The 26,430-nt window shown below is 62.9% G+C and carries 8 protein-coding genes; 5 read left to right on the plus strand and 3 right to left on the minus strand.

The window, feature by feature from the left end:
* The first annotated feature begins 129 nt into the window (after positions 1–129).
* Positions 130–12,477 carry a peroxidase family protein gene (locus ACN0X6_RS08765; RefSeq protein ID WP_417703233.1) on the plus strand — a complete coding sequence of 4,116 codons (12,348 nt, stop codon included), beginning with the start codon at positions 130–132 and terminating at the stop codon, positions 12,475–12,477.
* Between the two features lie 75 nt (positions 12,478–12,552).
* Positions 12,553–13,221 (plus strand): response regulator, encoded by a 669-nt coding sequence (locus tag ACN0X6_RS08770; RefSeq protein ID WP_417703235.1) that lies wholly within the window; start codon positions 12,553–12,555, stop codon positions 13,219–13,221.
* Positions 13,222–13,232: 11 nt separating this feature from the next.
* Here ACN0X6_RS08770 and ACN0X6_RS08775 read toward each other — a convergent pair whose 3' ends face one another.
* Positions 13,233–14,705, minus strand: a complete 1,473-nt coding sequence (locus ACN0X6_RS08775; protein WP_417703237.1) for a sensor histidine kinase — start codon at positions 14,703–14,705, stop codon at positions 13,233–13,235.
* Between the two features lie 558 nt (positions 14,706–15,263).
* Between ACN0X6_RS08775 and ACN0X6_RS08780 the strand changes: the two genes are divergently transcribed.
* Both ACN0X6_RS08780 and ACN0X6_RS08785 read left to right on the plus strand, forming a co-directional pair.
* Positions 15,264–21,356, plus strand: a complete 6,093-nt coding sequence (locus tag ACN0X6_RS08780; RefSeq protein ID WP_417703238.1) for a peroxidase family protein — start codon at positions 15,264–15,266, stop codon at positions 21,354–21,356.
* A 215-nt stretch (positions 21,357–21,571) separates the two neighbouring features.
* On the plus strand, positions 21,572–22,618 hold the full coding sequence (locus ACN0X6_RS08785; RefSeq protein ID WP_417703239.1) for a DUF2167 domain-containing protein: 1,047 nt from the start codon (positions 21,572–21,574) through the stop codon (positions 22,616–22,618).
* 125 nt (positions 22,619–22,743) lie between these two features.
* Here the strand turns inward: ACN0X6_RS08785 and ACN0X6_RS08790 are convergent, their stop codons facing one another.
* Positions 22,744–23,922 (minus strand): vWA domain-containing protein, encoded by a 1,179-nt coding sequence (locus ACN0X6_RS08790; protein ID WP_417703241.1) that lies wholly within the window; start codon positions 23,920–23,922, stop codon positions 22,744–22,746.
* Positions 23,923–24,098: 176 nt separating this feature from the next.
* Entirely contained in the window at positions 24,099–24,944 is an 846-nt protein-coding gene (locus ACN0X6_RS08795; RefSeq protein ID WP_160016783.1) for an AAA family ATPase, read from the minus strand.
* Positions 24,945–25,150: 206 nt separating this feature from the next.
* Here ACN0X6_RS08795 and cysK point away from each other — a divergent pair, with 206 nt between their 5' ends.
* Positions 25,151–26,122 (plus strand): cysteine synthase A, encoded by a 972-nt coding sequence (gene cysK / locus ACN0X6_RS08800; RefSeq protein WP_160016782.1) that lies wholly within the window; start codon positions 25,151–25,153, stop codon positions 26,120–26,122.
* The last annotated feature ends 308 nt before the right edge of the window (positions 26,123–26,430 follow it).

Genomic DNA, 26,430 nt, shown 5'->3' on the forward strand with positions numbered 1-26,430 from the left:
GCGTCTGGCCTCTATCCCGGGAACGCTCTGACGATTGCGCGATGCGCAACGGACGGAGTGGGTTGCTTCTTTGCCAGGGATTCCTCCGACTTCGCGCATTCAGTTGCTGGGTATCCGAGGTGCAAGGAAATGGCCAATTTCATCAAGTCCGATCTCGAGTTCATCCTTCAGCAGATATTCATTGCCGAGGCGCATGCCGCCGGGCAGAGCCTGAGTGAATTGCTGCCCAACTCCCAGGTACCCTGGGGGCTGCGTACAGTGGATGGCAGCTACAACAACCTGGTGGAGGGCCGTACCTTCTGGGGTGCCGCCGACCAGGATTTCCTCCTGTTGCTGGACCAGCAGTTTCGCAATGACCAGGACGGCGACACCTTCGATATGAACGGCGGTGCGCCGGGCGGAGAGGTGACCAACACCGACTACGGCGCCACCGGCAATGTGGCCGATGCCGACCCGCGGATCATCTCCAACCTGATCGTCGACCAGACCATCAGCAATCCGGCGGCGGTGCAGGCTTTCATTGATATCGGGATGGGCATGCTGGCCGACGGTAGCCAGCTGGACCCGGATGGCAACCCCTATCCCGTTGGCACCGTACTGGATCTCGACGGAGTGGCGATTCCTGCCGGCCAATCGTTATTCATCCCCAACACTGCGCCGGACGAAGGGCTTTCGGCCGGTTTCAACACCTGGTTCACCTTCTTCGGCCAGTTTTTCGACCATGGCCTGGACCTGGTCAACAAGGGCAGTAACGGCTTCGTCTTCATTGCGCTGCAGCCGGACGACCCGCTGTACAACCCGGCCACACCGCAGACCAACTTCATGGTGGTTACCCGTGCCAGCGTCGAGGTGGACGCGGACGGTAACCGTGTGCACGTCAACCAGACCACGCCGTTCGTCGACCAGAACCAGACCTACAGCTCGCACGCCTCGCACCAGGTGTTCCTGCGGGCCTATGTGCTGGTGGATGGCCAACCCATGGTCACCGGCAAACTGCTGACCAACCGAGATCTGGGCGGCGACGGCATTTTCGGCACCGAGGACGACGTGGAGCTGGGCGGTATGGCGACCTGGGGCGTGCTCAAGGCGCAGGCCCGCGACGTGCTGGGCATCGAACTGGACGATCAAGACGTCGGCCGGGTGCCGTTGCTGGCAACCGACCAGTATGGCAACTTCATCCCGGGTGCAGGCGGCATGCCGCAACTGGTCACGGCTGGTGGCCTGGTCGAGGCCAGCCTGGCTGCACCCGTGGACGCGTCCCTGGCGCTGAGCACCGGTCATGGCTTCCTCGACGACATCGCCCATTCGGCCAACCCGTTCAACAGCCAGACCGGCGCGCCGCTGGTGGCCGATGCCGATGACGTGGCCGGGGTCAACGACGGCCTGGCTGGCAGCTACGACGACGAACTGCTCGACGCCCACTTCATGGCCGGTGACGGCCGGGTCAACGAGAACATCGGCCTGACTGCCGTACACCATGTGTTCCACGCCGAACACAACCGCCTGGTCGAACACACCAAGGACGTGGCCCTGCAGGCCGCCGCCGATGGCGATATCGCCTTTCTCAACCAGTGGCTGCTGCAGCCGGTCGGTGCGATTCCGGCCGATCTGTCGACTCTGGTATGGAACGGCGAACGGCTGTTCCAGGCCGCCAAGTTCGGCACCGAGATGCAGTACCAGCACCTGGTGTTCGAGGAGTTCGCGCGCAAGGTGCAGCCATTGGTGGACGAGTTCCTCATCCCCAACGGTTACGATGCCAGCATCAACCCGGCGATCATGGCCGAGTTCGCTCACACCGTGTATCGCTTCGGTCACTCGATGCTGACCGAGACGGTCGATCGCTTCGATCCGAGCTTCCAGAACGACAGCAGCATGGGGCTGATCGAGGCCTTCCTCAACCCGCTGGCATTCGACGATAACGGCACGCTGTCGCCCGAAGAGGCCGCCGGTGCCATCGTCCGTGGTCTGACCCGGCAACTGGGCAACGAGATCGACGAGTTCGTCACCGGCGCCTTGCGCAGCAACCTGCTCGGCCTGCCGCTGGACCTGGCGGCGATCAATATCGCCCGGGGCCGCGACACGGGCGTGCCGTCGCTGAACGAGGCGCGCGCCGAATTCTTCGCCATGACCGGCGATAGCCAGTTGCGTCCCTACACCAGCTGGCTGGACTTCGCCCTGCACCTGAAACATCCGGAGTCGCTGATCAACTTCATCGCCGCCTATGGCACGCATGCCAGCATCACCGGGGTGACCTCGCTGGCGGCCAAGCGTGCTGCGGCCATGGATATCGTGCTCGGTGGCGGCGCGATCTCCGACGACGCGCGCATGGCCTTCCTCAGCGGGCCGGCGGCCAGCACCGGGGTCAACGACATCGACTTCTGGATCGGCGGCCTGGCCGAGCAGATCATGCCCTTCGGCGGCATGCTCGGCTCCAGCTTCAACTTCGTCTTCGAGACGCAGATGGAGGCGCTGCAGAACGGTGACCGCTTCTACTACCTGGCGCGCCTGGACGGCCTCAACTTCCTTACCGAGATGGAGGACAATTCCTTCGCCAAGCTGGTGATGCGCCATACCGATGCGGTGCACCTGCCGGCGGATATCTTCTCCAGGCCGGGGCTGATCCTCGAAGTGAATCAGTCGGCGCAGTTCAACGACGGGCTCGGTAGCGCCGACCCGGTTGGCGACAATCCGCTGATCCCGCTGGTCATCCGCGACAACCCGCAGACGCCGGAGGTCGACACCCACTACCTGCGTTACACCGGCGACGAGCACGTGGTGCTCGGTGGCACCGCTGACGACGACGTGATGGTCGGCAGTATCGGCGACGACACCCTGTGGGGCGATGGCGGCAATGACCGCCTGGAAGGTGGCGACGGCAACGACATGATCGAAGGCGGCGCCGGCGACGACATCATCACCGACAAGGGCGGTGACGATGTGCTCAAGGGTGGCGACGGCAACGACGTGATCCACGGCGGCAACGGCTTCAATCTGATCCTCGGCGGCCATGGCAACGACTTCATCATCACCGGTGAGGACGTTTCGGAGGTCTTCGCCGGCACCGGCAACGACTTCATCCTCGGTGCCAAGGGTAATCTGCAGACCGCCGGTAACGAGGGCGACGACTGGATCGAGATCGGCACCCAGGACGGCGCCCCCGGCGACAACCTCGAGCCGTTCTCCACCGATACCGTGAACGGCCATGACGTGTTCGTCGGCGGGCCCGGTTTCGACGAGGTGATAGGCGAGGGCGGCGATGACATCATGATCGGCTCCGAAGGCGCCGATCACTTCGACGGCAACTCCGGCTTCGACTGGGCGGTGTACAAGGACGATCAGGTCGGGGTGAAGGTCGACCTGATCGTCGACGACTTCGTCGAGCCGCCGGTGGCGCCATCCAATGCCGGTATCCTCGACCGCTTCGCCGAGGTGGAAGGCCTGTCCGGTTCGGCCCAGGCCGATATCCTGCGCGGCGACAACGCCGACGCAGCGCTGATCGCCCAGGCCGGTGCCCAGGGCAGTCTGCTGACTGCCGAGGGCATCGCTCGCATCACCAACCTGCAGCAGATGCTAACCGAGTTCTTCGGGGCGCCGCAGACCTCCTTCGGTAGTGGCAATATCATCCTCGGCGGCGGCGGCAGCGACGTGCTGGAAGGTCGCGGCGGCGACGACCTGATCGACGGTGATCGCTGGCTCAACGTGCGCATCAGCGTGCGTGAGAACAACGACGGTACCGGCAATGAGATCGCGTCCTTCGACAGCATGAAGGACATGATCACGCTGATGCTCGACGGCGTTTACAACCCTGGGCAACTGGTGATCCAGCGCGAGATTCTCGATGGCGCCGATAGCTTCGACACCGCGCTGTACGGCGGGCTTCGCGAAAACTACACGGTGACCACACTGGCCGGCATGACCACGGTCACCGACAACGTCGGCGACGAGGGCACCGACCGCCTGCTCAATATCGAGCGCATTCAGTTCGCCGACAGCGCCCTGGTGCTGGTCGGCGGTGTGTTCGTCGAGGAAGTGGCGGGTAGCGAACAGGGCGGCAACTTCTCGCCCACCGGCGCGCTGCAGATTCTCGACGTCAATGGCGACCCCGTCGATGCTCCGGCCGTGGGTCAGCTGCTGCGGGTTTCCGCTGCAGGCGTCGGCGACGAGGACAATGCAAATGGCCTGATCAACGGTCGGCCGGTCAGCTATATCTGGCAATACGAGGCGGATCCGGGTTCGGGTACCTTCCAGGATATCGTCGAAGAAGGCGGTGCGCGGCCGTCCACCCAGGATGGCGTCTCCTATCGCGTCAGCCCCGACCTGGACGGTCTGGCGATTCGCGTGATCGCCATTTACCAGGACGATAACGGCGTGCTGGAGCGGGTGGCCTCGGCGGCCACAGACCCGGTGGCGGGCGGCGAACTGCCGTTGCCGCCGGCTCCGCTGCCGGTGGAAAGCGAGGTAGTCAGCCCCGGCAACGGTCTGCGGATGATTCGCTCCGACCTGCAGTTCATCCTCGACCAGATCATCATCGCCGAGCGCCATGCCGCCGGTGAGGAGCTGATGGACATCATCCCCAACTCGCGTCTGCCCTGGGGCCTGCGCACGGTGGATGGTACGTTCAACAACCTGGTCTCCGGGCAGGAGCACTTCGGTGCGGCAGATCAGCCGTTCCCGACCTCGACGACGCAGGACTTCATCAACGACCCGGATGGCGACACCATCGACTTCAATGGACCGGGCATTCCGGGCGGTGAATTCAGCAACGGCAACTATGCCTACGATCCGGCCGATGTGACCAATCCGAACGATCCCAGCGCGCCCTGGAACGTGGTGGATGCCGATCCACGGACCATCTCCAACCTGATCGTCGACCAGACCATCACCAACCTGGCGGCGGTGCAGGCCTATGTCGATGCCGAGCTTGGTTTCCTGGCCAATGGCACCACCGACCTGGACCCGGACGGCAATCCCTATGCCGAGGGCACGCTGCTCGATCTGAACGGGGTGGCCATTGAGGAAGGTATGCCGCTGTTTATCCCCAACAGCGCACCGGACGAAGGACTGTCGGCCGGCTTCAACTCCTGGTTCACCCTGTTCGGCCAGTTCTTCGATCACGGCCTGGACCTGGTCAACAAGGGCGGCAACGGCACGGTGTTCATCCCGCTGCAGCCGGACGACCCGCTCTATGTCGAGGGCGGCTCGGCCAACTTCATGGTCCTGACCCGGGCCACCAATCAGGCGGTTCAGGCCGGTGAGGATGGCGAGTTCGGCACCTCGGACGACGTGCATGTGCATGTCAACCAGACCACGCCCTTCGTCGACCAGAACCAGACCTACACCTCGCATGCGTCGCACCAGGTGTTCCTGCGTGAATACGCCATGACCGACGAGGGTCCGGTGGCCACCGGGCGCCTGCTCAATGGTGCCGATGGCGGCCTGCCGACCTGGGCCGAGGTCAAGGCTCAGGCGCTCGACATGCTGGGCATCGTGCTGAGCGATGCCGATGTGGTGAATGTGCCGCTGCTGGCGACCGACCAGTACGGCAAGTTCATCCCCGGCCCCGACGGTTATCCGCAGTTCGTCACGGGCGGCGGTCTGGTCTCTGCCGGGCCTGGCGGGGTGGCGGTACCCAATGATGTGATTCGTACCAATCACGCCTTCCTCGACGATATCGCGCACAACGCCAGTCCCTTCAACAGCCAGACCGGCGCACTGAAGACCGCCGACGGTGATGCGGCAGTGGGGTTGACCCTCGGCGATGGGCAGAGCAGCGGCAACACCTATGATGATGAGCTGCTCGATGCCCACTTCATCACCGGCGACGGCCGTGGCAACGAGAATATCGGCCTGACCGCCATCCACCATGTGTTCCACGCCGAGCATAACCGCGTGGTGACGCATACCAAGGATGTGGTGCTGGCCTCCAACGACATCGACTTCATCAACCAGTGGTTGCTGGAGCCGGTCGATAGTCTGCCGGACAGCCCGGATGGGTTGCTGTGGAATGGCGAGCGACTGTTCCAGGCCGCGCGTTTCGCCACCGAGATGCAGTATCAGCACCTGGTGTTCGAGGAGTTCGCGCGCAAGGTGCAGCCGCAGGTGGACGTGTTCTTCAACGCCACCCAGGTGTACGACAGCACGTTGAATCCGGCAATCATGGCCGAGTTCGCCCACGTGGTGTACCGCTTCGGCCACTCGATGCTGACCGAGACGGTGGATCGCTTCGATCCGAACTTCGTCTCCAGCGAACTGGGGCTGATCGAGGCCTTCCTCAACCCACTGATGTTCAACCAGCTGAACAATCCGGACTTCGATCCGCTGCAGCCGGTAGGGCCGGGTAATGAACAGTACATCAGCGTCTCGGCGGAAGAGGCCGCTGGCGCCCTGGCGCGCGGCATGACCCGGCAGTTGGGCAACGAGATCGACGAGTTCGTCACCGAGGCCCTGCGCAACAACCTGCTCGGCCTGCCGCTGGACCTGGCCACCATCAACCTGGCACGCGGTCGCGAGACCGGGGTGCCGTCGCTCAATGCGGCGCGCCAGGAGTTCTACGAAATGACCGGCGATAGCCAGCTGAAGCCGTACACCAGCTGGATCGATTTCGCCATGAACCTCAAGCACCAGACCTCGCTGGTCAACTTCATCGCGGCCTACGGTACGCATGCCGCCCTGCAGGCACTCGATGTCGATACTCTGGCCGAGAAACGCGCGGTGGCCTTCGCCCTGGTATTCGGCGGCACGGCACTGATCGATGACGGTACGGCAGAGGGCCGATTGTTCGATGCGGACGCCGAAGGCGTCGACCGCATGGCCTTCCTCAATGGCCCGGCGGCAACCACCGGGGTCAACGCCATCGACTTCTGGATCGGCGGCCTGGCCGAGAAGATCATGCCCTTCGGCGGCATGCTCGGCTCCAGCTTCAACTTCGTCTTCGAGACGCAGATGGAGGCGCTGCAGGATGCCGACCGCTTCTACTATCTGGAACGGCTGGCTGGCCTGAACATGCTCACCGAGATGGAGAACAACTTCTTCTCGCGCATGGTCATGGCCAACACCGATGCCACCCACCTGCCGGGGGATATCTTCTCCACGCCGGGCTTTATCCTCGAAGTGAACCAGGCTCAGCAGTACACCGGCCTGGGCGTCGACGGCCGCGCCGATCCGGATAGCGGCGACCCGCTGCTACCGGAAGTGATTCGCGGGCCGAACTTCCTGCAGTACAACGGCGACGAGCACGTGGTGCTCGGCGGCACGGACGGCAATGACACCCTGATCGGCAGCATCGGCGACGACACCCTGTGGGGCGACGCCGGCAATGATCGTCTGGAGGGCGGCTTCGGCAACGACTTGCACATGGGCGGGGCCGGCGACGACATCATTACCGACATGGGCGGTGACGACATCATCCGCGCCGGCGAAGGCAACGACGTGGTGCATGCCGGCAATGGCATCAATCTGGTGATGGCCGGCCACGGCAAGGACTTCGTCGTCTCCGGCGAGGATTCCACCGAGGTGTTCGGCGGCCCGGGCGACGACTTCATCCTCGGCACCCGTGGCAACGAGGCGCAGTTCGGTAACGAAGGCAACGACTGGCTGGAACTGGGCGGTCCCGACGGCAACGGCGGCGACAACTTCAATGAGTTCGGCCTGGACGACGTGATCGGCCACGACGTATTCATCGGCGAGTTCGGCATCATCGACCGCATGGACGGCGAGGGTGGCGACGACATCATGTTCGGCAACGGCGGCCAGGGTGACCGCTACGTCGGCGGCTCCGGCTTCGACTGGGCGGGCTTCCGCGACGATCCGTTCGGGGTCAACGTGGACTTCCGTCTGCGCGCCTTCGACGAAACACCGGTGGCACCGTCCGATGTGTCGGCGCTGGCGCGCTTCGAGTTCATGGAAGGGCTGTCGGGTTCGCAGCATGCCGACATCCTCAACGGCGACGACCGTGACGCCACGGCCATTGCGCTGTCCGGCGCCTACGGCAGCGTGCTCAGTGACGACTACATGGACATGGTCGACGGCTTGCGGGCGTTCATCAACGAACTGGCCGATCCGTTGACCAGCTTCGGCGAGGTCACCTCCTTCGGAGCGGGCAATATCATCCTCGGTGGCAACGGCAGCGACCTGATTGCCGGTAACGGCGGCGACGATCTGATCGACGGTGACATGTGGCTCAACGTGCGCATCAGCGTGCGTGAGAACAACGATGGTAGCGGCGCAGAAATCGCCAGCTTCAACAGCATGGTGCCGATGATCCCGCTGATGCTCAACGGCACCTACAACCCGGGGCAACTGGTCATCGTCCGCGAGCTGATGTCCGGCACGGTCGACCCGGACGACCTCGGGCAGTCCTTCGACACGGCAGTCTACTCCGGGTTGATGTCCGAGTATGAAGTGCTCGAGTGGGGCGATGGCCTGTTCGGTGTACGCCACGTCGGTCTGGATGGTTTGGACAACGACGGTGACGGTTTCCTCGACGTAGTCGGTGCCGATGGCGCGGACATGATCCGCAATATCGAGCGCATCCAGTTCAACGACCAGGTCATGGTGCTGGTCGAAGGGCGCAACGCCGAGGTGGAAGGTGCGCTGCGCATCAGCGATGGCTCGCCCAGCGTCGGCCAGGTGCTCAGTGTTTCGGCCGCCTGGATCACCGACGGCGACAACGTCAGCGCCAGTAACCTGGGTGGTTCGATCACCGGCCCCGTCAGCTACTACTGGCAGGTGGACCCCGAGGGTGACGGCACCTTCGAGGATATCGTGACGGAAAACATCGGCGGCGAGGCTGCCCGTGCCACCGGCCCGAACTTCACCGTGACCCCTGAGTTCGAGGGGTTGGCCCTGCGCGTCAAGGCGATCTACAAGGACGCCCACGGCGTGCTGGAAACCGTGCTCTCGGCGCCGACCAGTTTGGTCGTGCAAGGTGGCGATCCGAACGATCTGCCGGTGGGAACCGTGCTGCTCAGCAATCTGACACCTGTCACCGGTCAGCAGATTGAAGCAACGCCTGCGTTCACTGATGCAGATGGGCTCGATGGCGTCGAGCTGCACTATCAATGGCAAGCCGGCGATGGGCAGAGCTTCGCCAACATACCCGGAGCCAACAGCGCGACCTTCCTTCCCGGTCAGGCACTGGCCGGTCAGACGCTCCGCGTCGTTGTCAGCTACACCGATAACGGCAACACGCTGGAGTTCGTCACCTCGTCCGCAGTCGTTCTCGGTCTCGGTGCAGTAGGCACCGAAGGCAACGATGTGATGATCGGCACGCCGGGTGTCGATCTGCTCGAAGGGCTGGGCGGTAACGACAGCCTCTTCGGGCTGGCCAACAACGACATCCTCGATGGCGGTGCCGGCAATGACCTGATCAATGGTGGCGAGGGCGACGACCAGATGATCGGTGGTGCCGGCAATGACACCTTCGTGGTCGATAGCCTGGGCGATCAGGCGATCGAGCAACTGGGTGGCGGTACGGATACCGTGCTCACTACCCTGAACAGCTACAGCCTGGGCGATAACCTGGAAAATCTGGCGTTCGTCGGAGAAGGGGACTTCAACGGCAGTGGCAACGATCAGGACAACCAGGTGGCAGGCGGAGCCGGCAATGACAGCCTCAATGGCGGTGGCGGAAACGACATGCTCCAGGGGGGTGCCGGCAATGATCTGCTCGATGGTGGCGTGGGCGCAGACAGCATGAGCGGTGGTGGTGGCGACGATACCTACAGGGTGGATAACTTCGCCGATCAGGTCATCGAGGCGGCCAATGCCGGCAACGACACCGTGCGCACCACTCTGGCCAGCTACGTGCTGGGCGCCAACGTGGAGAATCTGAGCTTCATCGGTGCGGGCCCGTTCGTTGGAACCGGTAATGCGCTGGCCAACGTGATCGAGGGGGGCGACAGCAACGATACGCTCAACGGCGGCGGCGGCAATGACACCCTCGTCGGTGGTTTGGGGGCCGATATCCTCATCGGCGGAGCGGGCAACGACACCTATGAGGTCGACGATGCTGGCGATCAGGTGGTGGAGGGCGCCGGAGGCGGTACGGACCTGGTTCGCACCACGCTGGCCAGCTACACCCTGGGCGCCAATGTCGAGCACCTGACCTACCTCGGTACGGATGCCTTCAGCGGCACCGGTAACGGCTTGGCCAACACCCTCATCGGTGGGGTTGGCGATGATGTGCTCAACGGTGGCGCCGGCAACGATAGCCTGCAGGGGGGCGATGGCAGCGACCTGCTCGACGGCGGTCTCGGCAACGACACCATGGCCGGTGGTGCCGGAGACGACAGCTATCTGGTCAATGCCGCAGGCGATCAGGTGGTCGAGGAGGTGGATGGCGGTACCGATACGGTCAGCACGACGCTGGCCAGCTACACCCTGGGGGCCAATGTCGAGAACCTGATCAAGGTCAATGGCGGCAACTTCAACGGTACCGGCAATGCGTTGGCCAACCATATCGTCGGCGGCAGCGGCAATGACACGCTCAACGGCCTGGCCGGCGATGATGTGCTGGACGGTGGTCTGGGCAACGACACCCTGGATGGTGGCACAGGCGACGACCTGATGACCGGTGGTGCAGGGAACGACACCTATGTGGTCGACAGCCTCGGCGACCAGATAATCGAGGAGGAGGACGGTGGCACCGATACTCTCCGCACCTCGCTGAATGCCTATAACCTCGCAGCGGTTCTTGAGCACCTGACCTTCATCGGCGTGGGTAACTTCGTCGGTACGGGTAATGCTCTGGCCAACACCATCACTGGCGGTGCGGGCAACGATGTGCTCGATGGTGGGGAGGGTGCAGATCGCATGGTCGGTGGCGCCGGTAACGACGTCTACCATGTCGACAATGCCGGCGATCTGGTGGTGGAGGCGGCAGGCGCTGGCATCGACACGGTGCACTCGACCCTGGCCAACTACACCCTGGATGCCAATGTCGAGAACCTGATCCATGGCGGCGGTGCCAGTACCCTGGCCAACGGCAATGCGCTGGCCAACGTGATGCAGGGCGAAGTCGCCGGCGATGTGCTCAATGGCCTGGGCGGCAATGACACCCTGCTGGGGATGGAGGGCAACGATACCCTCGACGGTGGAACGGGTAACGACCTGCTCGAAGGTGGCGATGGCGACGATACGCTGCTTGGCGGTGCCGGCAATGACACCTTGAGCGGTGGTGTCGGTGACGATTTCCTCGACGGCGGTGCGGGTAACGACAGCATGAGTGGCGGTGCTGGCAACGATACCTACGTGGTCAATGCGGCCGGCGATCAGGTGATCGAGGAAGCCGATGCGGGCATCGACACGGTCCGCACGACACTGGCCAGTTACACCCTGGGCGCCAATGTCGAGAACCTGATCAAGATCAACGGCGGCGCCTTCACCGGTAATGGCAATGAGCTGGCCAACCAGATCGTCGGCGGTACGGGCAGCGATGTACTCAACGGTCTGGCTGGGGATGACGTCCTGGAGGGTGGTGCCGGCAACGACACGCTCAACGGTGGCGAAGGTGACGACCTCATGACCGGTGGGGTCGGCAACGACACCTATGTAGTCGACAGTCTGGGCGACCAGGTTGTAGAGGGTGTTGGTGCAGGAACCGACACGGTGCGCACCACGCTGGCCAGTTACACCTTGGGCGATAACCTGGAGCATCTGACCTTTATCGGCGCAGGGAACTTCACCGGTACAGGTAATGCCCTCAACAACACCATCACCGGTGGTGCAGGAAATGACACCTTGGATGGTGGAATTGGCGTCGACCGCTTGGTCGGTGGTGCGGGTAACGACAGCTACCACGTCGATGCCGCTGGGGATGTGACGGTCGAAGCTGCCAGCGCTGGCATCGATACGGTGTACTCCAGCAGCGCCACCTATACCCTGAGAGCCAATGTGGAAATCCTGGTGCATGTCGGAGCCAACGCTACCAATGCCAACGGCAATGGTCTGGCCAACATGATGTTCGGTGGCATCGGCAACGACACGCTCAATGGTGCAGGTGGCAACGATGTGCTGTATGGCGGCGAAGGTAACGACACCCTGATGGGGAGCGCCGGTATCGATCTGCTGTATGGCGAGGCCGGCAATGACACCCTGTTGGGCGGTGACGGCATCGACCTGCTGGAGGGCGGCGATGGCAACGATGTGCTGAACGGTGGCCTGGGCAACGACATGATGACCGGCGGGGCTGGTGATGACGTCATCAATGCCAGTCAGGGCAACGACATCCTGGTGTTCGGCCCGAACTTCGGCAACGACACCCTCATCGGCTTCGATGCCAATCCGGTTGGCGGCCAGGATCTGCTGAACATCGCAGCCTTTGGCCTGACGCTGGATACCTTCGCCAGCCGGGTCGCCATCGGCGATGCCGGAAACGACACGGTCGTGACCATCAATGGCGTCGATGGCGGCACCATCACCCTGGTCGGAGTCGTCAACCACACCACGGTGACGGCGGCGGACTTCCAGTTGAGTTGAGTCGGAAAGCCTGGTGCCTGGACCTGTCCAGGCACCATGGCGACAAGGGTATAAACCTTGAGGGGAGCATATTCGATGAGCGACAAGATCAAGGTAGGCATAGTCGACGACCATCCAATGCTGCGTCAGGGGGTCGCTGCGACCCTGGGCCGGGTCGAGGACTTCGAGGTGGTGGAGCAGGGCGGTTGCGCCGACGAGGCGCGGGAAATTTCCGCGCGCTGTCAGCCCGATGTGCTGCTGATGGATGTCAACATGCCCGGCGATACCTTCGCTGCGGTGCGTGCCATCAGCAAGGCGCAGCCGAAGGTCAAGGTGTTGATGCTGACGGTGTCGGAGTCTGAGGACGATGCGTACTCGGCCCTGGAGGGTGGTGCCCAGGGCTATGTGCTCAAGGGCGTCAGTGGTCCCGAGCTGATTCAGGCGATCCGTACCGTGGCCAGGGGGGAGACCTTTATCACCCCGGCGCTGGCGACACGCCTGCTGAGCAACTTTCGCAAGCACCAGACCGAGCAGCGCGGGGTAGACCTCACCCACCGCGAAGAACAGATCATCCGTGAGGTCGCCAACGGCCTGACCAATCGCGAGGTGGCGGCCAAGCTGGGCTTGAGCGAGAAGACGGTGAAGTACTACATGACCAACGTGATGCAGAAGCTGCATGCGCGCAATCGCGTCGAGGCGGTGGCAGCTGTGCGCCGCTATTGGGAAAGCCACAAGACCTGGACCCTGGGCATCGGTGCGCCGTGAAGGCACAGACCCTAGCGGTTATCGTCGTCGCGTAAATCGAACCTGGCCGTGACCCGGGTGCCTTGCCCGGGGGCCGATTCGAGTTCGAACGTCCCGCCCAGAGACTCCACTCGATAGCGCATGCCCACCAGTCCCAGGCGCGAGCGATGTGACCCTGTCGCGGCCTGAAGTCCCTGATCGATGCCCGCGCCAGCGTCCGCCACCTGTACTTCCAGCACGCCCTGTCTGCACTCGGCGCTGAGCAACTGGCCCTGGCCGCCGGCATGGTGGAAGGCGTTGTTCAACGCCTCCTGTACCAGACGGTAGACACAGATCTTGTAGGGCAGACTCAACGTCTTGGGCAACTCACCAAGTTCTAGCTGCACCTTGGTTTCGCTGCGTTGCTCATGGCGTTGCACCACCAGTTTGAGCAGCTCTTCCATATTCAGTTCGTTGATTTCCGGCAGGGCCAGGCCACGGGAAATACCGCGAATCTCGCGCAGGCTTTCCTGGGCGGCATTGCGGATGGTCTCCAGAGGCTCGCTGGTCATGCCAGTCGACAACGCCGCCAGTTCATCCAGGCGCAGCAGAATCAGGGTCAGCAGCTGCGCCGGACCGTCGTGCAGGTCGGCGCCCAGGCGTCTGTGGGTCAGCTCGTTGATCGTGGCGAATTCCTGGCTGGCAGTGGCAATGCGTCGTTGCAGGGTGGCATTTTGCTGATGCAGCGCCAGCTGTGCATGCATCTGCTGGCGCAGAGCCGTCTGCTGTTTGCTGATGATGCGGTCACCGTGGCGGACGATGAGAAACAGCAGCACCAGCATGGCCAGGGTCGCAGCGGCGATGATCGCCCAGACCTGCAGGTGAATGCTGCCGATTTCGTGCTCCATCTCGTAGAACTCGCCGATGGCGATGATCTTGCTGCTACCGAACTCACGCAGCGGTACGTAGGTTTCGTACAGCGGCCGGTCGAAGCTGCGCTCATAGGCATGCTCGTCATGATCCAGCGGGCTCAGGCGGGTTACCACCTTGCCTTGCATGGCCTCGGCAATGGGCCCGGCGGGGTGATAGTAGAACACCGGTCGCTTGCTGGTGCTGTAGACGTTGCGTCCATCGGGCAGCCAGATCTTCACCGAGAGGATGTGCTGTTTGAGCGAAGTGTCTCTCATCAGGTTGTCGATGGCTTGCACGCTCTCGGCTTTCAGCGTGCTGGCCGAGGCCAGTTCCTGCACGTATTCGTCCAGGTACGCCTCCATGTAGATGGCCGCGCCTTCGCCGGCGCTGTGCGCGGCCGCCAGCTTGACCTGCTGGCTGACCAGGCTGCCGACGAAGGCCATGCTCAGGCCCAGGATCAATGCGGCGAGCAGGATGAACTGGGTCGAGCGGTTGAGCCCGGCCAGGGGATGCCAGAGGCGCTTGGGCCAGGTGTCGGGCGATTCGACCATGGTCTGGTCGGCAGGCTCGACGAAAGTCTTCGAATTTGATTCGACCTTTGCCTCTGTGGCCATTCGCCGTGCTCCCCGATGATGCTGACAAGCGCTGTGGGCAGGCAATCGACGCAATCAGTCGACGCCTGTCTCAACAAGCTAGTCCAGGATGCGCTGCAGGGTGGCTTTTATAGCGGTTGCCGCCTCGACTGGAGTAGCGACGATGCCCGTAGAGCGGTGCAGGCATCGGCTGGACCTTAGCTTGACCAGGCCCCCCGCAGGGCCCTTGCAGTCGAGTGTGAGCGTGCTGGAGTCGTCGCGCAGGAGAGGGCGCGCAACGTCGAGCCTGCTCATCCGGGAAGGTAAACCATGGCTTTGCGCCTCATTGTCAGAAGTCGCTCGGTGGACAGCCCAGCCGATCCGTTCGCGCTGCGTTTTCACGGCCCACCACCACCCTGAATGATCGGCGAGCTCGAAGCTTGTCACCTGTCGCGGGGGATGTGGCAGCTGTTAGCTGCCACATCCCCTCTCACTTCCGAACTTGTCCGCCAACGTCCGACCACGCCGTTGCAATGTTGCCGTATGCATGTGGTTTTCCTGACCTGAACGTCAGTCGTACTCAGCATTGAGGGAACAAAGATGGCCACTCTAACCGTCAATCAAGCCGATCTTGTTTTCATTCTCCAGCAGATCAAGATTTCCGAAGCCCACGCCGCCGGCGAGTCGCTCTATGACCTGGTCGGCAACCCCCTGTTGCCCTGGGGGCTGCGCACCGTCGATGGCACCTACAACAACCTGGTGCCGGGCCAACAGTACTATGGCGCGGCCGACCAACTGATGCCCCGCCTGCTCGATCCGGTGTTCCGCGATGCCGAAAATGGTATCGATGGGCCGGGCGCTCCTCCCGGTTTCCCCACTGGCAGCCAAAGCACCAGCTATGCCCAGACCAACGGCTATGTGGTCGACTCGCAGCCGCGCACGATCAGCAACCTGATCGTCGACCAGAGCCTGGGCAACATGGCGGCGGTGATTGCGGCGCTGGATTACGCAGGCGCGGAAAACTCCTATGCCGATGCGTTGCTGGTCATGCAGGCGCACAACACATTGAAAACGGCCGAAAGCGCCGCAGCTGGCAACAACGCTCAGGTACAGGCCAGCGCAGCTACGTTGGCCACGTCCACGGCTGCGGCTCAGGACGCCAGTGCCACGGCCGCGGACGCCCAAACGCTGGCTGATCAGGATGCCCAGGTCTACAGCGATGCGCTGGCTGTGGTCGCCAGCGCGGTGGAGGTGCAGAGCCTGGCCCTGCAGGCCTACATGGCGGCCATTGGTACGCCGGACGAAGGCACTGCCCAGGCGGCCTTCCTCAGTGCAGCGATCGCCACCGCCCAGGCCCAGGCTGATGCCAATGCCAAAGCCACGGTGGCCGCCGAATCTGCTGCTACCGCGCAGGCCGCCAACCAGCAGGCACAGGAAGCTGCCACGCAATTGGCCAGCGACACGGCTGCCCACCAGGCCGTACTGGCCGAGGCTGCCGCCGACGATGCTGCGGTGGTTGCCGCTTCGGCGGCGCTGGATACGCTGCTGGACGAGTTTGGCATCGTGGTGGAGAACGGCACGGTATTGATCCCCAATATCGCTCCGGACGAAGGCCTGACCGCGCCGTTCAACTCGTGGATGACCCTGTTCGGCCAGTTCTTCGACCATGGCCTGGATCTGGTCAACAAGGGCGGCAGTGGCACTGTATACATCCCGCTGCAGCCGGACGATCCGCTGTACGTCGAGGGTTCGCAGAGCAATTTCATGGTGCTCACTCGCGCTACCAACCAACCCGGTGCCGATGGCGTTCTCGGCACGGCTGACGATATTCGCGAACACACCAACCAGACCACGCCCTTCATCGACCAGAACCAGACCTACACCTCGCACGCCTCGCACCAGGTGTTCCTGCGCGAGTACGTGATGGTAGACGGCAAGCCGGTGGCTACCGGGCACATGCTCGACGGCCAGAATGGTGGCCTGGCTACCTGGGCCGATATCAAGGCGCAGGCCCGCGAGATGCTCGGCATCGAACTCACCGATGCCGACGTGACCAACGTGCCGCTGCTGGCCACTGACGAGTACGGTCAGTTCATCCGTGGCGAGAATGGTTTCGCCATGCTGATCATGCCGGGCAATCCGCCTGTTCAGGTGGAAGGCGACCCGGACAATCCCGTCAGCACCCAGGGGGCCGTGCGCACCGGCCATGCCTTCCTCGACGATATCGCCCATAACGCGGTACCGGTAGTAGTCGGCGGTCAACTGCTGGCCGATGCCGATGAGGTGGCCGGCAATGCCGTGGCAGTCAACCCCATGACCGGACGCAACCTCGAATACGACAACGAACTGCTCGATGCCCACTTCATCACGGGTGACGGCCGCGGCAACGAGAACATCGGCCTGACTGCGGTGCACCATGTGTTCCACTCCGAGCACAATCGCCTGGTCGAGGCCAACAAGCAGAGCATTATCGACAGCGGCGATCTGGCCTTTATCAACGAATGGCTGTTGCTGCCGGTGGAGTCTGTGCCGGAAAGCGTCGACGGGCTGATCTGGAATGGCGAGCGCTTGTTCCAGGCCGCGCGTTTCGTCAACGAGATGCAGTACCAGCACCTGGTGTTCGAGGAATTCGCCCGCACCGTGCAGCCGTTGGTGGATGTGTTCGTATTCTCCAACACGGCGGATATCGATCCGGCCATCGTTGCCGAGTTTGCCCATGTGGTGTACCGCTTCGGTCACTCCATGCTCAACGAGACGGTGGCGCGTCTGGACAACAGCATGCAGTCCAGCGACATCGGCCTGATCGAGGCCTTCCTCAATCCCATCGAGTTCACCCAGGGCGGTACCCTCAGCGCCGATCAGGCCGCAGGCTCGATCATCCGCGGCATGACCCGGCAGACCGGCAACGAGATCGACGAATTCGTCACCGAGGCGCTGCGCAACAACCTGGTGGGCCTGCCGTTGGACCTGGCGGCGATCAATATCGCCCGTGGTCGCGACACCGGGGTTCCCTCGCTGAACAACGCCCGTGCGCAGTTCTACGAAATGACCGGCGATAGCCAGCTCAAGCCTTACGACAGCTGGATCGACTTCACCCTGAACATCAAGACGCCGGCTTCGATCATCAACTTTATCGCCGCCTACGGCACACACAGCAGCATCACCTCGGCCACCACCCTGGAGGCCAAGCGCGATGCCGCCATGGCACTGGTACTGGGAGGAGCGGGCGCACCGGCGGACCGCGATGACTTCCTCAACGCGCGCGGCGAGTATGCCGTGAACAAGGGCGGGCTGGATCTGGTGGACTTCTGGATCGGCGGGTTGGCCGAGCAGAACATGCCGTTCGGCGGCATTCTCGGCTCCACCTTCAACTTCGTCTTCGAAGTGCAGATGGAGAACCTGCAGAACGGCGACCGGTTCTACTACCTCAGCCGTACCCAGGGCATGAACCTGCTCAACGAACTGGAGGCCAACAGCTTCGCCGCGCTGGTGATGCGCAACACCGACCTGGGCGATCCCAATGCCTCGCACCTGCCGGGGACGCTGTTCCAGCGCGTCGATCATATCCTCGAACTGGACATGAACCGTCAGCAGGAGGCCGACCCGGTGGGCAGCAATCCGGTCCTCGACGCCCTGGCGCCACTGGTGATACGTGACAATCCAGGCACAGCCGGACCGGATGGCAATTACCTGCGCTACACCGGCGATGCCCATGTAGTGCTGGGCGGCACCAACGGTGATGACATCCTGGTCGGCGGGGCCGGTGACGATACCCTCTGGGGCGACGGCGGTAACGACCGGCTGGAAGGCGGTTACGGCATCGACCATATCTTCGGCGGCACCGGTGACGACATCATCACCGATATCGGCGATGCCGATGTGATCCATGGCGATGATGGCAACGACGTGATCCACACCGGCCCCGGCCTCGACCTGGTGTTCGGTGGCGCCGGCAAGGACTTCATCTATGGCGGGCCGGACGGTAAGGAGATCTTCGGCGGGCGTGACGATGACTTCGTCTTCAGCGGCGACGGGCCGAGCTTCATCCTCGGCAACGAGGGCGACGACTGGCTGGAGGGCGGTGCCGGTTTCGACACCCTGGCCGGCGACAACTCGGAGTTGTTCTTCAACAGCCCGATCATCGGCCATGACGTGATGATGGGGGGCGGCAACGACAACGACTACGACGGCGAGTCCGGCGACGACATCATGGTCCAGGGCCCAGGCGTCCATCGTAACGAGGGCATGTGGGGCTTCGACTGGGCCATCCACAAGGGCAATGGCCTGGCGGCCTATTCCGATCTGAACACGCCGATATTCGCCACCGACTTCGAGGACATTCTGCGTGACCGCTTCGATCAGGTCGAAGGCCTGTCCGGCTGGATTCACGACGATCAGCTGTTCGGCGACGACCGCGTGGAGGCCACCACGGCCGGCGAGAACTCGTTGTTCAACCACGAGCTGACCCTCTCCGGGATGAACCGTATCGCCGGGCTGGAGGCCGTGCTCGGGATGATGGCCGAGCCACGCGACAACCCGAATGATGCCAACGACCCGGTGGTATTCAGCGGCGGCAACATCATCCTCGGCGGCGGTGGCAACGACGTGATCGAGGGCCGTGCCGGCAACGATGTGATCGATGGTGACGCCTGGCTCAACGTACGCATCAGCGTGCGCAGCACGCTCGACCCGAGTATCGAGCTGTTCAGCGCCGATAGCATGAAGGACATCCAGGCACGGCTGTTCAGCGGTGAGATCAACCCGAGCCAGCTGCATATCGTGCGCGAGATTCTCGACGGCAATCAGCAGGGCGATATCGACACCGCAGTGTTCAGCGGCGCGTTCGCCAACTACGAGATGATCGAGACGTTCGACGGCACTGGCAGCTATCTGGTGGTTGACAACGTCGGCACCGACGGCTCCGACCTGATCCGCAACATCGAACGGCTGCAGTTCGCCGACCAGGTGGTCTGGTTGATCGATCGGCCGGCCGAGGGCACGGTGTCGATCAGCAACATGGCGCCGGCCGAGGACGACATGTTGCTGGCAGCCGCCACCGTCAGCGACCCCAATGGCACCGAGTTCGCCGTGCTCAGCTACGCCTGGCAGGCGCTGGTGGCCGGTGAGTGGGTGCAGGTCGGCACGGGGCAGAGCTTCCAGCCCGGTGACGCCCAGGTTGGGCTGGCGCTGCGTGTGGTGGTCAGCTTCAACGACGACTGGGGTAACCCGGAAAGCCTGGTGTCTGAGGTCACCGCGCCGGTGCTCAACGTCAACGATGCACCCACCGGGTTGCCGCAACTCAGCAACGCCTCGCCCAGCGTCGGCCAGGTGCTGATCGCTTCCGCCGCGCAGATCGCCGATGCCGATGGTCTGGTCGGGGTGACCTTCGCCTACCAGTGGCAGGTCGGCAGCGGCGATAGTTTCAGCGCTATCGCTGGCGCCACCGCGCAGTCCTTCACCCTGACGGCGGCTCAGGCCGGCCAGCAGGTGCGGGTGCAGGTCAGCTACACCGACAACCGCGGCACCGTCGAGTCGCTGACCTCGGCGGCCACCGCTGTGGTGGCCAGTGCGGTGATCATGGGCACCAATGCGGCCAATACGCTCAATGGCACCGCGCTGGACGACCATATCCTCGGCCTGGGCGGCAATGACGTGCTCAACGGTCTTGCCGGTAACGACATCCTCGACGGTGGCGCAGGCAACGACACCCTGAATGGCGGTCTCGGTGCCGATGTCATGCTCGGCGGTCTGGGCAACGACATCTATGTCGTCGACGACCTCGGTGATCAGGTGATCGAGGCCGTCGGCTCCGGCACCGATACCGTGCGCACCACGCTGCTCAGCTATGGCTTGGGCGAGAACGTCGAGCACCTGACCTTTATCGGCAGCGGCAACTTCGTCGGCTACGGCAACGCGTTGGCCAACACCATCACCGGCGGTGCAGGCAACGATGTGCTCGATGGCGGCGCCGGCGTCGACCGTCTGGTCGGTGGGGCGGGAAACGACAGCTACTATGTCGACCAGCCTGGCGATGTGGTGGTCGAGGCAGCTGGCGCGGGGATCGATACCCTGTACTCCACTGCCTCCAGCTACACCCTGGGTGCCAACGTGGAGATGTTCGTCCAGGTTGGCAGCAACGCCGTGGTAGCCAGTGGTAATGGCCTGGCCAACATGATGGTGGGGGGCGTGGGCAACGATACCCTCAGAGGGTTGGGAGGTAACGATGTGCTCAACGGCATGGAGGGCGATGACCTGCTGTATGGCGGTGCTGGCGCTGACAGCCTGAGTGGGGGAAGCGGTGCCGATACCCTCTATGGCGAGGGCGGCAGCGATATTCTCGATGGCGGCGACGGTGACGACATCCTCGATGGTGGTGCCGGTAACGACATCGTGATCGGCGGTGCCGGCAACGACACCCTGTATGCCAGTCAGGGCAACGACATCTTCATGTTCGGGCCCAACTTCGGCGACGACACCATCATCGGTTTCGACGCCAACCCGACAGGAGGGCAGGACCTGCTCAATATCGCGGCCTTCAATCTGACTGCCGAGACGTTCTCCAGTCGCGTGTCAATCGCCGATGCCGGCAGCGATGTGTTGGTGACTGTCAACGGCGCAGATGGCGGCAGTATCCGCCTGGTCGGTGTGACCGATCACGCCAGCGTGGCCATCAGCGACTTTCAGTTGGCATGAGGTGGCGTGATCCCTGGCGTTCGGATCACGCACGATAAGCCAGGGTCGGCGCCAGGTTGACTGCGGAGCATCGCCTGCGGGGGCGGTGCTTCGTGGTCTTCTTTGCAGGTGCGAGGAAATATCGCAAAAAGTTGCGCCAGGACGCATGTCGAGTTCCATTCGCGTGGTAATGTAATACACGGTTACATTTACCTACCTGTGTTTATGGAGTTTCCATGCCGATCAAGGATTCGATCCTGGCAGCCGTGCTGGCTGCTGTCCTGCCGTTTACCTGTGTTGCATACGCCAATCCCGAGACCGAGCCTGAAAACGCCGTGGTCGGCGAAGAGGTCATCGAGACCGAGGACGCAGCGCAGTTCATCAGTCCCGAAGAGTTTGTCGCCAGCCTGGAGTTCAAGACCGGGCGCGTCGTCCTGGGCAACGATCTTGCCACCCTCAATCTGCCCGATACCCTGGTGTTTCTCGACGGCGAGAACGCTCAGCGTCTGCTGGTCGATGGCTGGGGCAACCCACCGGATGACGTCCCGCCGCTGGGCATGATCCTGCCGGCTGGCGTATCGCCCTTGGCCGACGAATCCTGGGGCGTGACGGTCGAGTACGAAGACAGCGGTTACGTGTCCGACGAGGACGCCGCCGATATCGACTATGGCGACATGCTCGAGGACATGCAGGCCGACATGCGCGAGGCCAACACCTGGCGTGAAGAGAACGGCTACGAGGCCGTGCAACTGGTCGGCTGGGCTGCCGAACCGCACTACGATGCCGCAGGCAAAAAACTGCACTGGGCCAAGGAGCTGAAGTTCGGCGAAAGCGACGTCAATACCCTGAATTACAATATCCGCGTGCTGGGTCGCAAGGGTGTGCTGGTGCTGAACTTCGTCGCCAATATGGATCAGTTGGCGGAGATCGAGGCCAGCGTGCCGGCTGTACTGGCTGCGACCGAGTTCAACCCGGGCCAGCGCTATGCCGAGTTCGATCCGGATCTGGACACCGTCGCCGCATACGGCCTCGGCGCGCTGGTAGCCGGCAAGGTCGCCGCCAAGACCGGTTTGCTGGCCATGCTGCTGATACTGCTGAAGAAGTTCTGGTTCATCCCGGTGGTGCTGGGTGGCTGGCTGTTCAAACGTATCGGTCTGCGCAAGAAGCAAGACCCGGCCGAAGCAGTGAGCGCACCTGCCGCAACCGCTGCCGATGCCAAGCCACAAGAGCCAGGGCAAACGGTGATGGACCTGAACAAGCCGGACGACGCCGACAAGCGCTGAGTTCAGTCCGCAGCCCGGATGCAATCCGGGGGCTCTTTCGCACTATTGCCGGATTGCTTCCGGGCTACGAAAACGCCGCGAATCCTGTGCAGGGTTCGCGGCGTTTTTCGTTGCGGCATGAAGCCTTACTTGGACAGGTACTTCATGCCGTCTTCCAGCCCCTGCAGGGTCAGCGGGTACATGCGATCTTCGATCAGCTCACGCACCAGGCCGGTGGAGGCGGTGTAGTTCCAGGTGTCCTTGGGGTAGGGGTTGATCCAGATGATCTTCTTGAACTTCTCGGTGAAGCGCTTCATCCAGACGTAGCCGGCTTCCTCGTTCCAGTGCTCGACGCTGCCGCCGGCCTGGGTGATCTCGTAGGGCGCCATGGCTGCGTCGCCGACGAACACCACCTTGTAGTCGGCGCCGTACTTGTGCAGCAGGTCGATCGTCGAGGTGCGCTCGCTGGTGCGACGCATGTTGTTCTTCCACACGCTCTCGTAGATGAAATTGTGGAAGTAGAAATACTCCAGGTGCTTGAACTCGGTCTTGCAGGCGGAAAACAGCTCCTCGCAGACCTTGACGTGGGCATCCATCGAGCCGCCGATGTCCAGCAGCAGCAGGAGCTTCACCGTGTTGCGGCGTTCCGGGCGCATCTGGATGTTGAGCAGGCCGCCATCCTTCGCGGTGTGGTCGATGGTGCCGTCCAGGTCCAGTTCCTCGGCTGCGCCCTGGCGGGCGAACTTGCGCAGGCGGCGCAGCGCCACCTTGATGTTGCGCGTGCCCAGCTCGACCTGGTCGTCGAGGTTCTTGTACTCGCGCTGATCCCAGACCTTGGCGGCCTTGCCCTGGCGCTTGCCGGCATCGCCGACGCGAATGCCTTCCGGGTTGTAGCCGCCGGAGCCGAACGGGCTGGTGCCGCCGGTGCCGATCCACTTGTTGCCGCCGGCGTGCTTTTCCTTCTGCTCCTCGAGGCGCTTCTTGAACTCCTCGATCAGCTTGTCGAGGCCGCCCAGGCTCTGGATTTGCGCCTTTTCCTCGTCGCTCAGCAGGCGCTCGAATTCCTGGCGCAGCCATTGATCGGGGATCATCGCCTCGATATGTTCGTTGAGGTTCTCCAGGCCTTTGAAATAGGCGCCGAAGGCACGGTCGAACTTGTCGAAGTGACGTTCGTCCTTCACCAGAATCGCCCGCGCCAGGTAGTAGAACTCGTCCATGTCGGCGAACACGACGTTATGTTTGAGCGCGTTGATCAGGTCGAGCAACTCGCGCACCGACACCGGCACTTTGGCTGCGCGCATTTCGTTGAATAGGTTGAGCAGCATGCTATGCCCTCATGAAAGTCTGTGACTGCCTGTGGCCACTGCCCGCACCAGAGGAAGGGCGAGCGAGCTAGAGTCAGGCAAGGCGAGAGCAGGCGAGCAAGCGCAGTGTACTTTTGTACATGAGCATTGCGAGCCTGCTCTCAACGCAGCCTGGCCGACGCGCAGCCGCCCGATGTTTACCGAGAAGCGCGGCGGGTCATGAAGGCCAGTCGCTCGAGCAGTTGCACATCCTGCTCGTTCTTCACCAGAGCACCGGCCAGCGGCGGAATGGCCTTGGTCGGGTCGCGTTCGCGCAGCACCGCTTCGCCGATGTGGTCGGCCATCAGCAGTTTCAGCCAGTCCACCAGTTCGCTGGTCGAAGGCTTCTTCTTCAGGCCTGGCACCTTGCGCACGTCGAAGAACACGTCCAGCGCCTCGGCCACCAGCTCGCCGCTGATGTTGGGGTAGTGCACGTCGACGATCTTCTTCAGCGTGTCGCGATCGGGGAAGGCGATGTAGTGGAAGAAGCAGCGGCGCAGGAAGGCGTCCGGCAGTTCCTTCTCGTTGTTCGAGGTGATGATGATGATCGGGCGCTGCTTGGCCTTGATCGTCTCGTTGGTCTCGTAAACGTAGAACTCCATCTTGTCGAGTTCCTGCAACAGGTCGTTGGGGAACTCGATGTCGGCCTTGTCGATCTCGTCGATCAGCAGGATCACGCGCTCGTCGGACTCGAACGCCTCCCACAACTTGCCTTTCTTGATGTAGTTGCGAACGTCGTGAACCTTGTCGGAATCGAGCTGCGAATCGCGCAGACGGCTGACCGCATCGTACTCGTACAGGCCCTGGTGCGCCTTGGTGGTGGACTTGATGTGCCAGGTGATCAGGCGAGCGCCGAAGGCGTCGGCCAATTGCTCGGCGAGCATGGTCTTGCCGGTGCCTGGCTCACCCTTGACCAGCAGCGGGCGTTGCAAGGTAATGGCGGCGTTGACCGCAAGCTTGAGGTCGTCGGTGGCGACGTAGGACTGGGTGCCTTCGAACTTCATCGGAAAATCCTCGGAACGGTAACGCGCGGGGACGGCCCGCAGCAGAAATTCAGAGCGCGACTATAACGCGCAGCTCCGGTGGCTGTGAACGCAGACGCAGTATTCAGTCACTGAATGGCGAGTCACCCGGCTTTCGGTCTGCTGGCTGGACGTGTGCCAGGGGGAGGCTTAGGCTTGGGGTTTCCCTGCCCGCAAGGACTTCCGTCATGAGTCGTATCTTCGCAGACAACTCCCAGGCCATCGGTAACACACCGCTGGTCATGATCAACCGCCTGGGGCCCAAAGGCGTGACCATTCTGGCCAAGATCGAAGGGCGCAACCCGGCGTACTCGGTCAAGTGCCGCATCGGCGCCAGCATGATCTGGGATGCCGAGGAGCGCGGTGTGCTCAAGCCGGGCATGACCATCGTCGAGCCGACCTCCGGCAATACCGGCATCGGCCTGGCCTTCGTCGCTGCCGCACGTGGCTACAAGCTGGTGCTGACCATGCCCGCCTCGATGAGCCTGGAACGACGCAAGGTGCTCAAGGCCCTCGGTGCCGAGCTGGTGCTGACCGAGCCCGCCAAGGGCATGAAGGGCGCCATCGAGAAGGCCAACGAGCTGGCCGCTGCCAACCCCGATTACTACCTGCCGCAGCAGTTCGAGAACCCGGCCAACCCCGCCATTCACGAAAAGACCACGGGTCCGGAAATCTGGCGCGACACTGAAGGAGCCATCGACGTGCTGGTCGCTGGTGTGGGCACTGGCGGCACCATCACCGGGGTTTCGCGCTATATCAAGCAAACCCAGGGCAAGCCGATCCTGTCGGTTGCGGTGGAGCCGGTGGGCTCGCCGGTGATCAGCCAGACCCTGGCCGGTGACGAGGTCAAACCCGCGCCGCACAAGATCCAGGGTATCGGCGCCGGTTTCGTGCCGAAGAACCTCGACCTGGCGATGGTCGATCAGGTCGAGCAGGTCAATGATGACGAATCCAAGGCCATGGCCCTGCGCCTGATGCGCGAGGAAGGCATTCTCTGCGGCATCTCCTGCGGCGCAGCCATGGTGGCGGCAGTGCGTCTGGCGGAGAAGCCGGAAATGCAGGGCAAGACCATCGTGGTGATCCTGCCGGACTCCGGTGAGCGCTACCTGTCGAGCATGCTGTTCAGCGACATGTTCACCGAGCAGGAGCTGCAGCAGTAAAGCGGCAGCAGGCGTAGGGTGGATGTCGCTTTTCACATCCACCGCTCTGGTTGATCGATGAAGTGCAATCCCCACGCCCTGCTGACCACCAGCGATCAAGGCCGCCCTCGGGCGGCTTTTTCGTAGGGTGCGCACCTTGCGCACCGGGGTTGTTTCGCGGTGGCTCTGGTGCGCACGGTGTTCAGCCGGGGGACATGGTAAACACCTGTCGGGGGACATGGGTAACAGGTTGATGATCATGTTGCCCGTTGCCTCAGGTCTATCTGACGTAGCGTTTTGCGGATGAAAACCACATCGTAGACGCCATC

Source organism: Pseudomonas sp., assembly GCF_048269965.1.
Classification (GTDB): domain Bacteria; phylum Pseudomonadota; class Gammaproteobacteria; order Pseudomonadales; family Pseudomonadaceae; genus Aquipseudomonas.